Source organism: Mitsuaria sp. MSU3D, assembly GCF_056867975.1.
Genome location: NZ_CP200314.1, coordinates 6,027,101 through 6,043,173 on the forward strand (window position 1 = coordinate 6,027,101; position 16,073 = coordinate 6,043,173).

Sequence of the window (16,073 nt, forward strand, 5' to 3'; positions counted from 1 at the left end):
CGGATCGTTCCGACGTCAGCTGATCTCCGTGGGGCCGGAATGGGGCTTGGGGGTCCTGGAGGGATCCCCCATGCCCCGTGGAGAGCCCGCGCCTGGCAAGCCGGAGTCGGCTGCCCCGCCCGCTGCACCTGCCGCGCCCACGGCGCCCGCCGCACCCACCGCACCCGACGCAGGCTTGCGCTCCGCGCAGAGGCTCCCGCTCGATCTCCCCCGCCCCGCCCGCTTCGCGCGGTAGAGCTGCTCATCCGCCTGTGTGACGAGATCGTCGATGTCGGCCTGCCGCGCCCACTGAACGCAGAACCCGACGCTGGTGCCGATGTGGAGTTCCAGCGCACCGATGCGGAACGGCATCGTCAGCGCATGCACCAGCTTGTCGGCGACGACCTGCGCGTCCACCGGTTTCGCGACATGGGTGAGGAACACGGCGAACTCGTCGCCGCCGACGCGGGCCACGAGGTCCTGCGGCCGCAGCGCGTGGCGCAGCCTGCCGGAGACGGCCTTCAGCAGCGCGTCGCCGACGGGATGTCCGTACTCGTCGTTGACGGGCTTGAAGCGGTCCAGGTCGAGGTACAGCAGCGCCACCAGTTCGTCGCGGTCCGTCGCGCGCCCGAGCGCGGCGTTGACCTGCGACGCGAAGCCGGCGCGGTTGAGCAGCCCGGTGAGCGGGTCCGTGTTGGAGGCCCGCAGCAGCCGCATCTGTTCCTGCTTGACGTCGGTGACGTCGCGCGCGACGCCGTAGGCGCCGATGATCGCGCCGTCGTCGTTGAGCAGCGGTGCGTAGGTGAGCTCGACGTAGCGCGTCTCGCCGCGGTCGTCGCCGTCCAGCGGCATCGGGCGGCTGACGCCGTCGTCGTCGCGCATCTCGACGACGCTGGTCTCGCCCTCGAAGGCGCGTTGGATCAGCGGATGCACGGCCGGATACAGGTCGTCGAAGACGTCCGCCGCGTGGCGGCCCTGCCAGGACTTTTCCGGGATGTCGAAGCGGCGCTCGAAGGCCTTGTTGCAGAACAGCACGCGTTCATCGGTGTCGACGGCCAGCATCATGACGTTGACGCTCTGCGCCATCGCGCTCATGACGGCCTGGCTGCGCTCGCGCTCGCGCCGGGCGGCGAGCTCGGGCGTGATGTCGGCGATCGTCCCGGCGTGCGCGACGATGCGCCCGCCCAGGCGCATCGGCCGCATCCGCAGACGCACCATCAGTTCCGAGCCGTCGCGGCGCGTCAACTGCCGCACGCGGTCGACCGGTTCCCCCACGGCGACCAGTGCGGCCCATTGCTCGCGCGTCAAATCGCGCTCCGATGGGGAGAGACGGTCCAGCCAGCCCCAGGCCAGGTCCTTGCGGTCGACCTCCATCAGGCGGAGGTAGGTCTCGTTGGCATACACGGTGCGGCCCTGGAGATCACAGCGGAACAGGCCCATCGGCGAGGCGTCGGCGGTGGCTTCGCGTTCGGCCTCGCGCAGCCGGGTGCGCTGCTGCAACCGCGTGAACCAGGCCATCAGGCCGACGGCGATCGCCGTGACCACCAGCGAGAAGCCCAGCACCGCGCGCCGCTGCTGCAGGTAGCCGGCGAGGATGCGGTCGCGCTCGAAGGACACGAACAGACGCAGCGGGTAGTCCTGCAGCACGCGGTAGGAAACGATGCGATCGCGCCCGTCGGCCGGGCTTTTCGTCACCATGAACTGGCCGCTGGCCGGCGGGCTCGGCGGCAGTACCTCGCCGCCGGGGACCTGTCGCATGTTGGTGCCGACCAGGCCCGGGACTTCGGGCCAGCGGGCCATGGCGACACCGTCGTCGCGTTCCAGCAGCACGGCCATGCCTGAGCGCATCGACCGCGTGCGGTAGATGCGCAGCAGCACGTCGAGGTCGATGAAGCCCACCGTCGCGGTGAAGGCGCCGGTCGGCGCGCTCAGGCGCGTGGCCATCGGCAGGACGAAGTGGGCGCCCGGCCGCAGCCGGATCGGCGTGCCGAGGATGATGCTCGGTCCGCCGGGGCGCCCCAGTTCGGACAGGAAGCTCTTCGCACCGAGGTCGGCATAGGGCTCGCCGGTCACCGACGGGATGCGCCACAGGCGGCCGTCGGCGCTGGCCAGCATCACGTCGGTGATCCCGCGCGAGTTGTCGCGCAGCGAATCGGCCAGCAGCGACACGGTGGCGTCCAGGTCCTGGCGTTCGTTCCTGCGCGTGAGCAGCAGCAGGTCCAGCGTGCGCAGACTGCCTTCGGTTTCGCGCAGCAGCTGCTCGGTGTCCTGCGCCGCGTTGAGGGCGATGCTGTGCAGGTCCTCCTGCAGGTCCTCGACCAGCGATTTCGGATAGAGCAGCGCGAACCACAGCACCAGCGCCCACAGCACGAGCAGCACCAGCCCCAGCGCCAGGAACGGGCCGAAGACCACCAGGCGTCTCACCTGGAGACGCTCCGCGACGGACTGGCTGAATGGGGAGGCGGCCATCGGTCGGATTGTGGTCGTCCCGCGTGTGCCTTCAAACGCCCAACAACGGGGGCTCGGGCGGGTTTTTCGGCGGGTCCGGCACGTGGCTGTCCGGATCGTCGCGGGCCAGCTCGGTCAGGCAGCGCAGGCACAGGCACTGGTCGGGCCAGCGGGCGGCGAGTTCGCGCTTGAGGCCCTCGCCCAGCCGCGTGCCGAAGCAGGCGCACCAGCCGTCGTCCACGCCGCAATGGAAACCGCCGCCGCAACGCGGGCAGGAGGTGTTGAGGGTGTTGACCGTGTCGGCGGGGAGCGGCGTCGGCGTGCTCATGACGACGGATTGTCGGCGATGCTCAGCCGAACAGCCCGCGATGCCGCTCGCGCAGCAGGTTCTTCTGCACCTTGCCCATCGCGTTGCGCGGCAGCTCGGTCTCGACGAAGACCCGCTTCGGCACCTTGAAGCCGGCGATGCGGTCCTTCAGCGCCGCGACCAGCGTCGCGCCGTCCAGCGCGGCGCCGGATCGCGGCACCACCACGGCGATCACGCCCTCGCCGAAGTCCGGATGCGGCACGCCGACCACGGCCGACTCCGCCACGCCGGGCAGCTCGTTGAGCCAGCCCTCGATCTCCGCCGGGTACACGTTGTAGCCGCCGGTGATGATCAGGTCCTTGCTCCGCCCCACGATCGTCACGTAGCCGCGGTCGTCGCGCCGGCCCACGTCGCCGGTCTTGAACCAGCCGTCGGCGGTGAACTCCTCCTTCGTTTTCTCCGGCATGCGCCAGTAGCCGGCGAACACGTTGGGCCCGCTCACCTGGAGGTGGCCGATCTCGCCGTCGCCCGTGCTGGGGCAGGGCGCGCCCGCGTCGTCGACGACGCGCAGGCCCACGCCCGGCAGCGGATAACCGACCGTGCCGCCGCGGCGCTCGCCGTCCTCGGCCTTGTACGGGTTCGACGTCAGCATGACCGTCTCGCTCATGCCGTAGCGCTCCAGGATCGTGAACCCGGTGCGGCGCTGCCATTCGTGGAACGTCTCGATCAGCAGCGGCGCGGAACCGCTGATGAACAGCCGCATCCGCGCGCACGCGTCCTTCGTCAGCGTCGCCTGCTCGAGCAGCCGCACGTACAGCGTCGGCACGCCCATGAACAGCGTCGCGTCGGCCAGCCGCGCGATCACGCCGCGCGGATCGAAGCGGTTGAACCACAGCATCTTCGCCCCGGCCAGCAGCGCCCCGTGCGACGCGACGAACAGCCCGTGCACGTGGAAGATCGGCAGCGTGTGGATCAGCACGTCGTCCGCCTTCCAGCCCCAGTAGTGCTTGAGCACCTCGGCGTTGGACAGCAGGTTGCCGTGGCTCAGCATCGCGCCCTTGCTGCGACCGGTCGTGCCGCTCGTGTAGAGGATCGCGGCCAGGTCATCGGCCTTCTTCTCGGCCACCTGGTGCGTGTCGGGCATCTGCACCGCGCGATCCAGCAGCGTGCCGCTGCGGTCCTCGTTCAGCGTGAACACCCACGGCACCTTGGCCTGGAACGCCAGCTTGCTGATCCAGCCGAAATTCTTCCCCGCGCAGACGACCACCGCCGGCTCCGCGTTGCCGATGAAGTACTCGAGCTCGGCGGCCTGGTAGGCCGTGTTCAGCGGCAGGTAGACGTAGCCGGCGCGCAGCACCGCGAGGTACAGCAGCAGCGCCTCGACGCTCTTCTCCGTCTGCACCGCGACGCGGCTGCCCGCGGGCAGGTCCAGCGAGTCCAGCAGGTTCGCGATCATCGCCGTGGCGCGGTCGATGTCGCGCCAGCTGTAGCGCTGGCCGGCGTCGGGGCCGTCGGCCAGCTCGATCGCGCAGGCGTCCAGGTCGTCGGAGAAATTCGCGCGCAGCGCGGCGAACAGGTTGGCGTTCGCGGTGGCTTTCTGGGGAGCGTTCATGTCGGGAGTCGCAGGCCGGGGTTCAGGCAATCGCTATCGGATCGAGGATCAATCCAGTTTCGCACCGCTGCGCTTGACCACGTCGGCCCAGCGCAGGACCTCGCCGTGCACGAACTTGCCGAACGCGTCGCCGTAGAGCGTCGGCATGTCGGTGCCCAGGCCGGTCCAGATGTTCTTCAGTTCCTCCGTCGCGTAGGCCTTGCGGAGTTCGGCCTGCATCGCGGCGATCACTTCCTTCGGCGTGCCCTTGGGGGCCCACAGGCCGTACCAGGTGGCGACCTGGTACTGCGGGATGCCGGCTTCCACGGCGCTCGGGATGTCCGGGAAACCCGGCGCGCGCTTGGAGGAGGCCACCGCCAGCGCCTTGATGCGGCCGCCGCGGATGTGTGCGGCGGACGAGCCCAGGCCGTCGAACATCAGGTCCACCTGGCCCGCCATCAGGTCCTGCAGCGCCGGGCCGGCGCCGCGGTAGGGGATGTGGGTGATGAAGGTCTGCGTCTGCAGCTTGAAGAGCTCGCCCGCCAGGTGGTGCGAGGTGCCGTTGCCCGCCGAGCCGTAGTTCAGCTTGCCGGGGTTCTTCTTGAGCAGCTCCAGCAGGCCCTTCACGTCGGTGACGGGCACCTTCTGCGGATTGATCACGATGACCTGCGGCACGCTGGAGACCAGGGCGACGGGGATGAAGTCCTCCTCGAGCTTGTAGTCGAGCTTCGGGTACATCGCCGGCGCGATCGCGTGATGCACCGCGCCCATGAAGAAGGTGTAGCCGTCCGGCGCGGCCTTGGACGCGATCGTCGCCCCCACGGTGCCGCCGGCGCCGCCCTTGTTGTCGATGATGAACTGCTTGCCGGTCTGCTTGGTCAGCACGGCGGTCAGCGGCCGCGCGAAGGCGTCGGTGCCGCCGCCGGCCGGGAAGGGCACGACGATGACCACTGGCCGGCTCGGCCAGGTGGCCTGCGCGAACGCCGACGGCGCGATGCCCGCGCCCGCGGCGGACAGGGAAGCCAGGGCGGCGGCGCCCAGCAGGCGGCGGCGGGTCGTGGAACTCTGGGTCATGCGTGTCTCCTGTGGGTCCTGGGGGCCTCTGCGGGCCACGGTGTCGGTAGGCAAGGGTTGCGGAAAGAGGATGCGGAAGGGTCAGAGCAGACCGCCCACGGCGCGCGCCGTCGCGATCTCTCCCTGGGTGAAGGCTTCGTGGTGTTGCTCGATGCGGTCGAGGTCGTAGAGGTAATTGACCATCATCCCGTGCGACTGTTTCAGTCCTTTGGCCGAGCGGTCGCCGCCGGGATTGAGTCGCTCCAGGCGGGCGCCGTTGTCGAGGTGGAAACGCGCGACCGGGTCGCCGCCGGGCAGCGGCGTCTGGGCGATGAGGTAGACGGCGGCCAGGCGGCGCAGGTCGGCCTGCAGGGCCTCGTCGTCGAGGGCTCCCGGGCTGGCGAGCTCGGCCGGTGTGTGGTGCTTCAATCGTGCGAGCGCTTCCGCGGTGCGCGCGCGTTGCGCCGGCTTCAGGCCGGAAAGCGCGGGGAGGGCGGCGGACTCGTCGTCCGTCGCCCGGATCGCCTGCAGCCAGGCCGCGAAGCCCGGGATCGGCGACAGCGTGCAGAACTGCTTGAGCCGCGGCAGCTCCTGCCTCAGATGCTCGGCCACGCGCTTGATCAGGAAGTTGCCCAGCGACACGCCGCGCAGCCCCGGCTCGCAGTTGCTGATCGAATAGAAGACGGCGGTCTTGAAGCTGTTCGGCGGCATCGGTTCGCTGCGCTTGCCGATCAGCGGCGCGATCGCGTCCGGCATGTCGGGCAGCAGCGCGATCTCCACGAAGATCAGCGGCTCGTTCGGCAACTGCGGATGGAAGAACGCGAACAGCCGCCGGTCCGGCAGCAGGCGTCGACGCAGGTCGTCCCAGCCGTCGATCGCATGCACGGCCTCGTGGCGGATGATCTGCTCCAGCAGGTGCGCCGGCGAATGCCAGTCGACCTGTCGCATCTCCAGGAAGCCCGGGTTGAACCACGAGGACAGCAGGTGCAGCAGGTCGGCGTCCACCATGCGCCAGTCCGGGTGCGAGGACAGGCCCTCCAGCAGCCGGCGCCGCATGCGGACCAGCGTGCCCGTGCCGCCGGGCGCGCGGTTCAGGCGGCGGAACAGTTCCTGCCGCGGCGGCTCGCTGACGTCGGTCAGCTGACGCAGCGTCTCGGTGCCGGGCGCGTCGGCATAGGCCTGCGCGGCGCGCAGCACCGCGTCCGGCACGGGATTGAAATCGGCGGCCAGCCTGTCGAAGACCGCCGGCCAGGCGTCCACGGGCAGCGCCCCCATGCGGCCGATCAGGTCATGGGCCAGGCCCAGGCTGTTCGCCTGCCCGCGTTCCGACAGCAGCTTGTGCGCCAACGACAGCACCTGCCTTGCCGCGCGCGCCGAAGTCCAGGAATCCACGATGGCCATGAGGGCGGTTTATAGCCGGATCGCCTCCCGTGCGGCTCGACGACCGCCTCGGGGATTCCCCAGGGCGTTCGCCTCCCGGGACGGCCCTCGCACCGGCGAGGCGGCTGCTACATTGGTCCGCATCAGATCCGAGGCGGCGCCGCGCGGCGGCAGCCCGACCCGGACACCCGCGGGCCGCCCCCGACGCGCCCGGGACAAAGGCCAGGACGAACGTCCAGGAGACAAGCCATGAACGACATTCCCCAGGATGCCGAAGCGGTGCTGCGGCTGGCGGCGCAGTCGATGTTCGACGTGCTGGCCAGCACCGCGCAGGGCGCGATGGTGGTCAACCGCGAGCACCGCGTCGTCTGGATCAGCGAGGGCTACAAGCGCTTCCTGCCCGCGCTCGGCTTCCGCGACGAATCCGAGTTCGTCGGCCGCCGCGTCGAGGAAGTCGTCCCCAACACCCTGATGGCGCAGGTCATCGACACCGGCCAGCCCATCCTCGTGGACCTGCTGACCAACAAGGCGGGCACCTTCCTCGTCAGCCGGCTGCCGCTGCGCGGGCCGGGCGGCGACGTCATCGGCGCGATGGGCATGGTCCTGCTGGACCATCCCGAAACGACGATGCAGCCGCTGATGAACAAGTTCGCGTGCCTGCAGGCGGAGCTCGACGACACGCGACGACAGCTCGCCGCCGAGCAGTCCCGCAATCGCCGCGCCAAGCACCGCATCGTCGACTTCGTCGGATCGAGCGCGGCCGCGGTCGAGGTCAAGCGCCATGCGCGCCGCGTCGCGCAGACCGAGGCGACGGTGCTGCTGCTCGGCGAGACGGGCACCGGCAAGGAGCTGCTTGCGCACGCCATCCACGCGGCCTCCCGGCGCGCGGCGAAGCCGCTCGTGTCGGTGAACATCGCCGCCGTGCCGGAGACGCTGCTGGAGGCGGAGTTCTTCGGCGTCGCGCCCGGCGCCTACACCGGCGCCGATCGCAAGGGGCGCGACGGCAAGTTCAGGCTGGCCGACGGCGGCACGCTCTTCCTCGACGAGATCGGCGACATGCCCCCGGCGCTGCAGGCCAAGTTGCTGCGCGTGCTGCAGGAGCAGGAGCTGGAGCCGCTGGGCAGCAACGAGGTCGTGAAGGTCGACGTCCGCGTGATCGCGGCGACCAGCCGCGACCTCGGGGCGATGGTGCAGCGCGGCGAGTTCCGCGCCGATCTCTTCTACCGGCTCAACGTCCTGCCGATCCGCCTGCCCGCGCTGCGCGAGCGGTGCGGGGACATCGAGACGCTGGTCGAGGTCCTGCTGGCGGACATCACGCGGCGCAGCGGCCTGGCGCCGAAGACCTTGAGCGCCGCGGCGCTCCGGGCGCTGGAAGGCAAGACCTGGCCCGGCAATGTGCGCGAGTTGCGCAACGCGCTGGAACAGGCCTTCCTGATGAGCGACGAGGACGAATTGCTTCCGAGGCATTTCGGACTCCACGAGACGGCGACCCCGACCACCACCACCGCGCCCACCGCGCCCACCGCGATCACCACGAGCGATGCGGACGTTGCGGAGGCCGGTGCCCCTCCGAGCGACCTTTCGAGCGTGAGGAGAAGTGGGAGCGAGGAGGGGCACCGGCCTTCGCAACGTGGGCTCGGTCCCCCGGAGACCCTGCCCGCCCGCAAGGCCGAGCTGGAGCGCGCCGCCATCGCGCAGGCCTTGAGGAGCACCAATGGCAACCGCGTCGCCGCGGCGAGGCTGCTGGCGATCTCCCGCGCCACGCTCTACGAGAAGCTGGCGAAATACCCCGAGCTCGCCTCAGCCTGACGCGTACGGCAGCGCACGACCCCTGAATGGAGGGAGGACGCGACGTCACATCGTCACGTTTGGCCCGTGTTCAAGGGCTTCATCGAGGGTTCGAGGGGCTTGCCGCACACCGTGCGACATGCGCATATTCGAGACCAGGGCAGACGACGAGGACCGGATGGACCGGCCCGCCCAGGAGACTTCATGAACACGCTCACCACGACTGCGACCGGCTTGCATGCGGACGCGCCCTCCGGCGCCCGGACGACCTCGAAGGGAACGGCCCCTCGGGCCTGGACGATGGCCACCAAGCTGCGCGTGGCGGTGCTGGCCGCGGTGGTCGGTTTCGTCGTGCTCGTGATGTGGCTCAGCCACCGCTCCGCGATGAGCCTGCTGGATGTCAAGATGATCACGACGGTCGAGCAGGTGAAGAACGCCGAGCAGATCGCCAAGCGCCACTTCGACCGCATCGGCGCCGGCGGCCTCACCGAGGCTGACGCGAAGAAGCAGGCCGCCGCCGAGATCGGCAAGATCCGTTACTCCGGCAACGAGTACATCTGGATCAACGACATGACGCCCAAGATGGTCATGCATCCGATCAAGCCGGAGCTCAACGACAAGGACCTGTCCGGCAACAAGGACCCGAACGGCCTGAAGCTGTTCGTCGCTTTCGTCGACACGGTCAAGTCGCAGGGCAGCGGCTTCGTCGACTACCTGTGGCCCAAGCCCGGTGCCAAGGATCCGGAACCGAAGCGTTCCTACGTCGCCGGCTTCAAGCCCTGGGGCTGGGTGATCGGCTCCGGCGTCTACATCGACGACGTGTCCGGCATCGCCCGTCGCGACGCGACGGTCGCGCTGGCGCTGGTGATCGCCGTGGGCATCGCCGCGCTGGTCGCGGTCGAATGGTTCGCGCGCGGCCTCAAGCGCCGGCTCAACCAGATGCGCGAGGTCGTCGAGGCCGTCGCCAACGGCGATCTGCGCACGCAGGTGATGGGTCGGGAGGATGTGGGCAACGACGAGATCGGCCAGGTGCTGACGCAGGTCGCCGCGATGCAGGGCCGACTCAGCGATCTGGTGCGCGCCATCCGCGACGCCACGGACTCCATCCAGCATGCGTCGCGCGAGGTCGCGATGGGCAGCCAGGACCTGTCGCAGCGCAGCGAGCAGGCGGCCTCCAGCCTGCAGCAGACGGCGGCGTCGATGCATGAGCTGACGCAACAGGTCACGCACTCTGCGCAGGCGGCGCACCAGACCAATCAGCTGGCCATCGGTGCGGCCGATCGCGCCAAGCTCGGCGCCGACGTGATGGGCGAAGTGGTGCAGACCATGGACGGCATCGCCGGCGCCAGCCGCAAGATCGCCGACATCATCTCCGTCATCGACGGCGTGGCCTTCCAGACCAACATCCTCGCCCTGAACGCGGCCGTCGAGGCGGCCCGCGCGGGCGAGCAGGGTCGAGGCTTCGCGGTCGTGGCTTCGGAAGTGCGCGCGCTCGCGCAGCGCAGCGCCAACGCGGCCAAGGAGATCAAGGCGCTGATCAACGACTCGGTCTCGCGCGTCGACGCGGGCGGCGCCCAGGTGGGTCGCGCCGGCGAAGCGATGGGTCAGATCCTGCAGTCGGTGCAGCAGGTCAGCGGCACGGTCGCCGAGATCAGCCAGTCCAGCGCGGGCCAGTCCGACGGACTGGCCCAGATCAACCAGGCCGTGAAGCACCTGGACGACATGACGCAACAGAACGCGGCGTTGGTTGAAGAGACCGCTGCCGCCGCCGAATCGCTGCAGCAGCAAGCCAGGCTGCTCAACGAACACGTGGCGACCTTCCGCACCTGACGCCTCACCCAACGGCGCGCCGAACCGCGCTGCTGTCTGGACTCCGGACACTGCCCGATTTCCGGACAAGGTTCTGATCGCCACCGCACGCCGCTGTCTGGAACCCGGACAGCGGCGTTGTCATTCCGGGAGCCGATCCCACCGGTCTCACGGAAAGGCGCGAGGTCAGCGAGCCTCGTTGGGGCCGGAATGACTCTGGGGGTTCCCGGAGGGATGCCCCCTGAGTCGTGGAGAGCCCGCGCCTGGCCGACCGACGTCGGCATGGACCTTGCGAAGGAGGCTCCTCGAGACCGGCGCACGACCGATCCGCCCCAACAGGAGACAAGTTCCATGACCCATGGCTTCATCCGCGCCGCGTCCGGTGCGGTCTTGGCGCTGTCCGCCGCTTTCGGCGCGACCACCGCGGCGTTTGCGCAAGGCAAGGAAATCCGCATCGCCCATGTCTACAGCCGCACCGGCCCCCTCGAGGCTTACGGCAAGCAGACGCAGACCGGTTTCCTGATGGGCCTGGACTACGCGACCGGCGGCACGATGACGGTGGCGGGCCGCAAGCTCGTCGTCATCGAGAAGGACGACCAGGGCAAGCCCGACGTGGGCAAGAGCCTGCTGGCCGCGGCCTACGGGGACGACAAGGCCGACATCGCCGTCGGCCCGTCCTCGTCCGGCGTCGCGCTTGCATTGCTGCCGGTGGCCGAGGAGTACAAGAAGATCCTGCTGGTCGAGCCCGCGGTCGCCGACTCGATCACCGGCGACAAGTGGAACAAGTACATCTTCCGGACCGGCCGCAACAGCTCGCAGGATGCGATCTCCAACGCGGTCGCGCTCGACAAGCCGGGCACCGTGATCGCGACGCTGGCGCAGGACTATGCCTTCGGCCGTGACGGCGTGAAGGCCTTCAAGGATGCGATCAAGAAGGCCAAGCTGGTCCATGAGGAATACCTGCCGACCACCACGACCGACTTCACCGCCGGTGCGCAGCGGCTCATCGACCGGCTCAAGGACCAGCCCGGCCGCAAGGTGATTTTCATCATCTGGGCCGGCGCGGGGAACCCGTTCAAGATCGCCGATCTCGACCTCAAGCGCTACGGCATCGAGATCGCCACCGGCGGCAACATCCTGCCCGCGATGGCCGCGTACAAGGCGCTGCCCGGCATGGAAGGCGCGACCTACTACTACTTCGGCATCCCGAAGAACCCGGTCAATGAATGGCTGGTCGCCAACCATTACAAGCAGTTCAAGACGCCGCCTGATTTCTTCACCGCCGGCGGCATGAGCGCGGCGATCGCGGTCGTCGAGGCGCTCAAGAAGACCGGGGGCGACACGGCGACCAACAAGCTCATCAAGGCCATGGAGGGCATGAGCTTCGAGACACCCAAGGGCCGCATGACCTTCCGGCCCGAGGACCACCAGGCGATGCAGTCGATGTACCACTTCAGGATCAAGGTGGATCCGGCCTTCGCCTGGGGCGTGCCCGAGCTGGTGCGCGAGATCAAGCCGGAGGAGATGAACATTCCGATTCGCAACAAGCGCTGAGCGCTGAGCGCCCGGCATCAGGCGTTGAAGGTCCGTCGACATCCAGGAGGTTTCCGATGAAGTCATCCGTTGTCAGAAGTTCTGCTGTCCGCTTTCTCGTTCCCACTGCCGTGGTCGCCGCGTCGTTCCTGTCGGCGGGCGTCGGTCACGCCGCCGTGCCGCTGCCCTCGCTCAACATCGACAAGACCCAGATCACCGTGTCGGGCCTGTCCTCGGGCGGCTTCATGGCCAACCAGCTCGGTTACGCGCATTCATCGACGTTCAAGGGCGTCGGCGTCTTCGCCGGCGGGCCGTACATGTGCGCCGGCCACAGCAACTACACCGCCTGCATGTACAACGCGACGATCTCGTCGTCCGCGCTGAACACGATGCAGGCCGACCTCAACAACTGGAGCGGCACGGCGATCGACGCCAAGAGCAACGTCGCCTCGCAGAAGGTCTACCTGTTCGTCGGCACCAGCGACACCACGGTCGGTCCCAATCCGATGAACGCGGTGCAGACGCAGTACCTCAACAACGGCGTCACGGCGGCCAACCTCGAGTACGTCCAGCGCAGCGGCACCGCCCACGTGCTGCCCACCGACTTCGACGCCACCGGCAACAACAGCTGCGGCACCAGTGCGTCGCCCTACATCGCCAACTGCGGCTACGACGGGGCGAAGGCGGTGCTCACGAAGCTCTACGGCACGCTGAGCGCGCGCAACAACAGCCCCGCCGCGGCCAACTACATCGAGTTCGACCAGACCGCGTTCAGCACCAATCCCGGCCTCGCCGCAACCGGTTGGGCCTACGTGCCGGCCAACTGCGCGGCCGGCCAGGTCTGCAAGCTGCACGTCGCGCTGCACGGCTGCCAGCAGAACTACGCAACCATCGGCGACAAGTTCGTGAGGAACACCGGCTTCTCGCGCTGGGCCGACACCAACAACATCGTCGTGCTGTTCCCGCAGACCAAGGTCGACAACACCTCGCGATCGACCTCGGCCAGCGGCCTGCTGCCCAACCCGAACGGTTGCTGGGACTGGGTCGGCTGGTACGGCTCGAACTTCGCGCAGAAGGCCGGCACGCAGATCGCGGCGATCAAGGCCATGGTGGACCAGGTGTCCTCGGGCGGCGGCGGCACGCCCGGCACGCTGCCGGCGCCGGCGTCGGTGACGGCCACCGGCGCGACCAACACCACGATGACGATCGGCTGGGCCGCCGTCACCGGCGCGTCGGGCTACAACGTCTACCGCAACGGCACCAAGGTCAACGCGTCGGCCGTGACCGGCACCAGCTACGGCGACACCGGCCTGTCTCCTGCGACCACCTACAGCTGGACCGTGCGTGCGGTCGACGGCGGAGGCATCGAGGGCGCCGCTTCCGCCCCGGTCAGCGGGACCACGACCGGCGCCGCGGCCACCTGCTTCACCGCGACCAACTATGCCCACACGACAGCGGGGCGCGCCCATCAGAGTGGCGGATATGCCCTGGCCAACGGCTCCAACCAGAACATGGGCCTGTGGAACGTCTTCATCACGACGACGCTGAAGCAGACCGGCCCCAACTACTACGTGATCGGCACCTGCCCCTGAGGGCGGCGATCGCGCCTGGAAGCTTTCCGCACGCATGCTCGAGACCCATGACCTCACCATCCGATTCGGCGGCCACACGGCGGTGGATCGTGTCAGCTGCGCCTTCCGTCCGGGCACGCTGACCGCCATCGTCGGGCCGAACGGTGCCGGCAAGACGACCTACTTCAACCTGATCTCGGGGCAGCTCGGCGCGAGCGCGGGTCGGGTGCTGCTCGATGGCGAGGACCTGACGCGCCTGGCCGCGCCGCTGCGAACGCGGCGCGGACTGGGGCGCGCCTTCCAGCTGACGCAGCTGTTCCCGACGCTGAGCGTGCTCGAGAACGTGCGCCTCGCCGTGCAATCGCGGCGCGGGGAGGGCCTGCGGATGTTCTCCGTGTGGCTGAACCATCGCGAGCTGCTCGACGAGGCGCGCGCGATCGTCGAGCGCGTGCGGCTCGGGCATCGCGTCGACGCGCCGGCCGCGAGCCTGCCGCACGGCGACCAGCGCAAGCTGGAGGTCGCGATGCTGATGGCGCTCAAGCCCAAGGTCTATCTGTTCGACGAACCGACCGCGGGCATGAGCGTCGACGAGGTGCCGGTGATCCTCGACCTGATCCGCGCGCTGAAGGCGGAGGGGACGCACACGATCCTGCTCGTGGAGCACAAGATGGACGTGGTGCGGGAACTGGCCGACCGCATCGTCGTGCTGCACAACGGGCAACTGGTCGCGGACGGCGAACCCGAGGCGGTGATCGCCTCGCCGGTGGTGCAGAGCGCCTACCTGGGACTGGCGATGCCGGAGGCCGCATGAACGTGGCCGCATCGGCGAGCGCGCCGTTGAGAAGGACGCTGCTGCGCCTCGACGGCGTGCATACGCACATCGGGGCGTATCACATCCTGCACGGCGTCGACCTGGCCGTCGCCGAAGGCGAAGTGACGATGCTGCTGGGCCGAAACGGCGCGGGCAAGACGACGACGCTGCGCACGGTGATGGGGCTCTGGCGCGCGAGCGCAGGTCGCGTGCTGCTCGACGACCGCGAGATCCAGGCCGTTCCGACGCCGGAGATCGCGCGCCTGGACATCGCCTACGTTCCGGAGAACATGGGCATCTTCGGCGACCTGACGGTCCGCGAGAACCTGCTGCTGGCGGCACGCGGCGCCCGCTCGCTCGACGACCTCGACACCACGCGGCTGGACTGGCTGTTCGGGCTGTTCCCCGCGCTGCGCAAGTTCTGGCTGTATCCAGCCGGCAAGCTGAGCGGCGGGCAGAAGCAGATGCTGGCGATCGCGCGCGCGATGGTCGAGCCGCGCCGGCTGCTGCTGATCGACGAGCCCACCAAGGGGCTGGCGCCGGCGATCATCCGCAACCTCATCGAGGCGCTGCGGGAGATCCAGCGGGGCCGCGACGGCGCACGGACGACCGTGCTGCTGGTGGAGCAGAACTTCATGGTCGCCCAGGCGCTGGGTGACGGCGTCGCGGTCATGGACGACGGCCGCGTCGTGCATGCGGGCCGCATGGCCGACCTGGCGGCCGATGAGGCGCTGCAGCAGCGGCTGCTCGGCCTTTCGCTGGCGGCACATCAATGAACGATACCTCTCCGGTGCCCCAGGCACGTTTCGACGCGATCCCGCTGCTGCTGATCGTCGGACTGGCGCTGGCGGCGCTGCCGCTGATCGGCTCGATGTCGAGCTGGGCGACGCTGACCATCGCCGGCCTCGCGATGGGGCTGATCGTCTTCGTCATCGCTTCGGGCCTGACGCTGATCTTCGGCCTGATGGACGTGCTGAACTTCGGCCACGGCGTGTTCATCGCGCTCGGCGCCTTCGTCGCGACGACGGTGATGGGCGCGATGAACACCTACGGCGGATTCGTGGCGAGTCCGTCGCTGGCGGCCAACCTGATCGCGGTCGCCGTGGCGGCCTTGGCCGGCATCGTCAGCGCCGCGGCGCTGGGCCTGGTCTTCGAGCGCGTGCTGGTGCGGCCCGTCTACGGCATGCACCTCAAGCAGATCCTGATCACGATGGGCGGCATGATCATCGGCGAGGAGCTCATCAAGCTGGTCTGGGGCGCGCAGATGATCCCGCTGCAGCCGCCGGAGTCGCTGCGGGGCGCGCTCGTGCTCGGCGACGTGGCGGTCGAGAAGTTCCGGCTGCTGGCCGTCGTCGTGGGCCTGGTGGTCTTCGCGGGACTGCTGTGGCTGCTCAACCGGACCAAGCTGGGCCTGCTGATCCGCGCCGGCGTCCAGGACCGGGAGATGGTCGAGAGCCTGGGTTATCGGATCCGACGTCTGTTCGTGGCCGTGTTCGTCGCCGGCTCGGGCCTGGCGGGGCTGGGCGGCGTGCTGTGGGGGCTCTACCAGCAGAGCGTGGTCCCGCAGATCGGCGCGCAGGTCAACACGCTGATCTTCATCGTGATCATCATCGGCGGGCTGGGCTCGACGCTGGGGTGTTTCGTGGGCGCGGTGCTGGTCGGATTGATGGCCAACTACTGCGGCTTCCTTGCGCCGAAGGCGGCCCTGTTCTCCAACATCGGCCTGATGGTCGCCGTGCTGCTGTGGCGGCCGCAGGGCCTCTATCCGGTCGGACGCCGTTGAACGGAGCGATGCCTTCATGA

At 69.2% G+C, this 16,073-nt stretch carries 12 protein-coding genes; 7 read left to right on the forward strand and 5 right to left on the reverse strand.

Annotated elements, in window-relative coordinates; all coding sequences use genetic code 11:
* Positions 1 to 15 precede the first annotated feature (15 nt).
* The 5 genes from AC1VNM_RS26545 to AC1VNM_RS26565 all read right to left on the reverse strand — a co-directional run bounded on the left by AC1VNM_RS26545 (position 16) and on the right by AC1VNM_RS26565 (position 6,779).
* On the reverse strand, positions 16 to 2,448 hold the full coding sequence (locus tag AC1VNM_RS26545) for a bifunctional diguanylate cyclase/phosphodiesterase (protein ID WP_483108900.1): 2,433 nt from the start codon (positions 2,446 to 2,448) through the stop codon (positions 16 to 18).
* Between the two features lie 31 nt (positions 2,449 to 2,479).
* Positions 2,480 to 2,755, reverse strand: a complete 276-nt coding sequence (locus tag AC1VNM_RS26550) for a cysteine-rich CWC family protein (RefSeq protein WP_483108901.1) — start codon at positions 2,753 to 2,755, stop codon at positions 2,480 to 2,482.
* Positions 2,756 to 2,777: 22 nt separating this feature from the next.
* Complete coding sequence (locus AC1VNM_RS26555) at positions 2,778 to 4,346, reverse strand: malonate--CoA ligase (RefSeq protein WP_483108902.1); 1,569 nt, start codon at positions 4,344 to 4,346, stop codon at positions 2,778 to 2,780.
* A gap of 48 nt (positions 4,347 to 4,394) precedes the next feature.
* A complete protein-coding gene (locus tag AC1VNM_RS26560) occupies positions 4,395 to 5,399 on the reverse strand; it encodes a Bug family tripartite tricarboxylate transporter substrate binding protein (protein ID WP_483108903.1) in 1,005 nt (334 codons plus the stop codon).
* Positions 5,400 to 5,480: 81 nt separating this feature from the next.
* Positions 5,481 to 6,779, reverse strand: a complete 1,299-nt coding sequence (locus AC1VNM_RS26565) for a malonyl-CoA decarboxylase domain-containing protein (protein WP_483108904.1) — start codon at positions 6,777 to 6,779, stop codon at positions 5,481 to 5,483.
* Between the two features lie 228 nt (positions 6,780 to 7,007).
* Between AC1VNM_RS26565 and AC1VNM_RS26570 the strand changes: the two genes are divergently transcribed.
* From AC1VNM_RS26570 to AC1VNM_RS26600, 7 genes are all read left to right on the forward strand, one after another.
* Positions 7,008 to 8,567, forward strand: coding sequence for a sigma-54 interaction domain-containing protein (locus tag AC1VNM_RS26570; protein WP_483108905.1), 1,560 nt, complete (start codon positions 7,008 to 7,010; stop codon positions 8,565 to 8,567).
* A 183-nt stretch (positions 8,568 to 8,750) separates the two neighbouring features.
* The gene (locus AC1VNM_RS26575) at positions 8,751 to 10,376 is read left to right on the forward strand and encodes a methyl-accepting chemotaxis protein (protein ID WP_483108906.1); all 1,626 of its coding nucleotides are present in this window, start codon (positions 8,751 to 8,753) and stop codon (positions 10,374 to 10,376) included.
* A gap of 330 nt (positions 10,377 to 10,706) precedes the next feature.
* Complete coding sequence (locus tag AC1VNM_RS26580) at positions 10,707 to 11,909, forward strand: substrate-binding domain-containing protein (RefSeq protein ID WP_483108907.1); 1,203 nt, start codon at positions 10,707 to 10,709, stop codon at positions 11,907 to 11,909.
* Between the two features lie 56 nt (positions 11,910 to 11,965).
* A complete protein-coding gene (locus AC1VNM_RS26585) occupies positions 11,966 to 13,480 on the forward strand; it encodes an extracellular catalytic domain type 2 short-chain-length polyhydroxyalkanoate depolymerase (protein ID WP_377157558.1) in 1,515 nt (504 codons plus the stop codon).
* 34 nt (positions 13,481 to 13,514) lie between these two features.
* Positions 13,515 to 14,270 carry an ABC transporter ATP-binding protein gene (locus tag AC1VNM_RS26590; protein WP_377157557.1) on the forward strand — a complete coding sequence of 252 codons (756 nt, stop codon included), beginning with the start codon at positions 13,515 to 13,517 and terminating at the stop codon, positions 14,268 to 14,270.
* Positions 14,267 to 15,046 (forward strand): ABC transporter ATP-binding protein, encoded by a 780-nt coding sequence (locus AC1VNM_RS26595; protein ID WP_483108908.1) that lies wholly within the window; start codon positions 14,267 to 14,269, stop codon positions 15,044 to 15,046. Before AC1VNM_RS26590 ends, AC1VNM_RS26595 begins: the two co-directional genes overlap by 4 nt.
* Complete coding sequence (locus AC1VNM_RS26600) at positions 15,043 to 16,053, forward strand: branched-chain amino acid ABC transporter permease (RefSeq protein WP_377157553.1); 1,011 nt, start codon at positions 15,043 to 15,045, stop codon at positions 16,051 to 16,053. The genes AC1VNM_RS26595 and AC1VNM_RS26600 overlap by 4 nt, the downstream gene beginning before the upstream one ends.
* Positions 16,054 to 16,073: the final 20 nt, after the last annotated feature.

Excerpts from the sequence above, each read along its gene's own strand:
- AC1VNM_RS26545 (WP_483108900.1), bottom strand. The coding sequence starts at position 2,448 with ATGGCCGCCTCCCCATTCAGCCAGTCCGTCGCGGAGCGTCTCCAGGTG.
- AC1VNM_RS26550 (WP_483108901.1), bottom strand. The coding sequence starts at position 2,755 with ATGAGCACGCCGACGCCGCTCCCCGCCGACACGGTCAACACCCTCAAC.
- AC1VNM_RS26555 (WP_483108902.1), bottom strand. The coding sequence starts at position 4,346 with ATGAACGCTCCCCAGAAAGCCACCGCGAACGCCAACCTGTTCGCCGCG.
- AC1VNM_RS26560 (WP_483108903.1), bottom strand. The coding sequence starts at position 5,399 with ATGACCCAGAGTTCCACGACCCGCCGCCGCCTGCTGGGCGCCGCCGCC.
- AC1VNM_RS26565 (WP_483108904.1), bottom strand. The coding sequence starts at position 6,779 with ATGGCCATCGTGGATTCCTGGACTTCGGCGCGCGCGGCAAGGCAGGTG.
- AC1VNM_RS26570 (WP_483108905.1), top strand. The coding sequence starts at position 7,008 with ATGAACGACATTCCCCAGGATGCCGAAGCGGTGCTGCGGCTGGCGGCG.
- AC1VNM_RS26575 (WP_483108906.1), top strand. The coding sequence starts at position 8,751 with ATGAACACGCTCACCACGACTGCGACCGGCTTGCATGCGGACGCGCCC.
- AC1VNM_RS26580 (WP_483108907.1), top strand. The coding sequence starts at position 10,707 with ATGACCCATGGCTTCATCCGCGCCGCGTCCGGTGCGGTCTTGGCGCTG.
- AC1VNM_RS26585 (WP_377157558.1), top strand. The coding sequence starts at position 11,966 with ATGAAGTCATCCGTTGTCAGAAGTTCTGCTGTCCGCTTTCTCGTTCCC.
- AC1VNM_RS26590 (WP_377157557.1), top strand. The coding sequence starts at position 13,515 with ATGCTCGAGACCCATGACCTCACCATCCGATTCGGCGGCCACACGGCG.
- AC1VNM_RS26595 (WP_483108908.1), top strand. The coding sequence starts at position 14,267 with ATGAACGTGGCCGCATCGGCGAGCGCGCCGTTGAGAAGGACGCTGCTG.
- AC1VNM_RS26600 (WP_377157553.1), top strand. The coding sequence starts at position 15,043 with ATGAACGATACCTCTCCGGTGCCCCAGGCACGTTTCGACGCGATCCCG.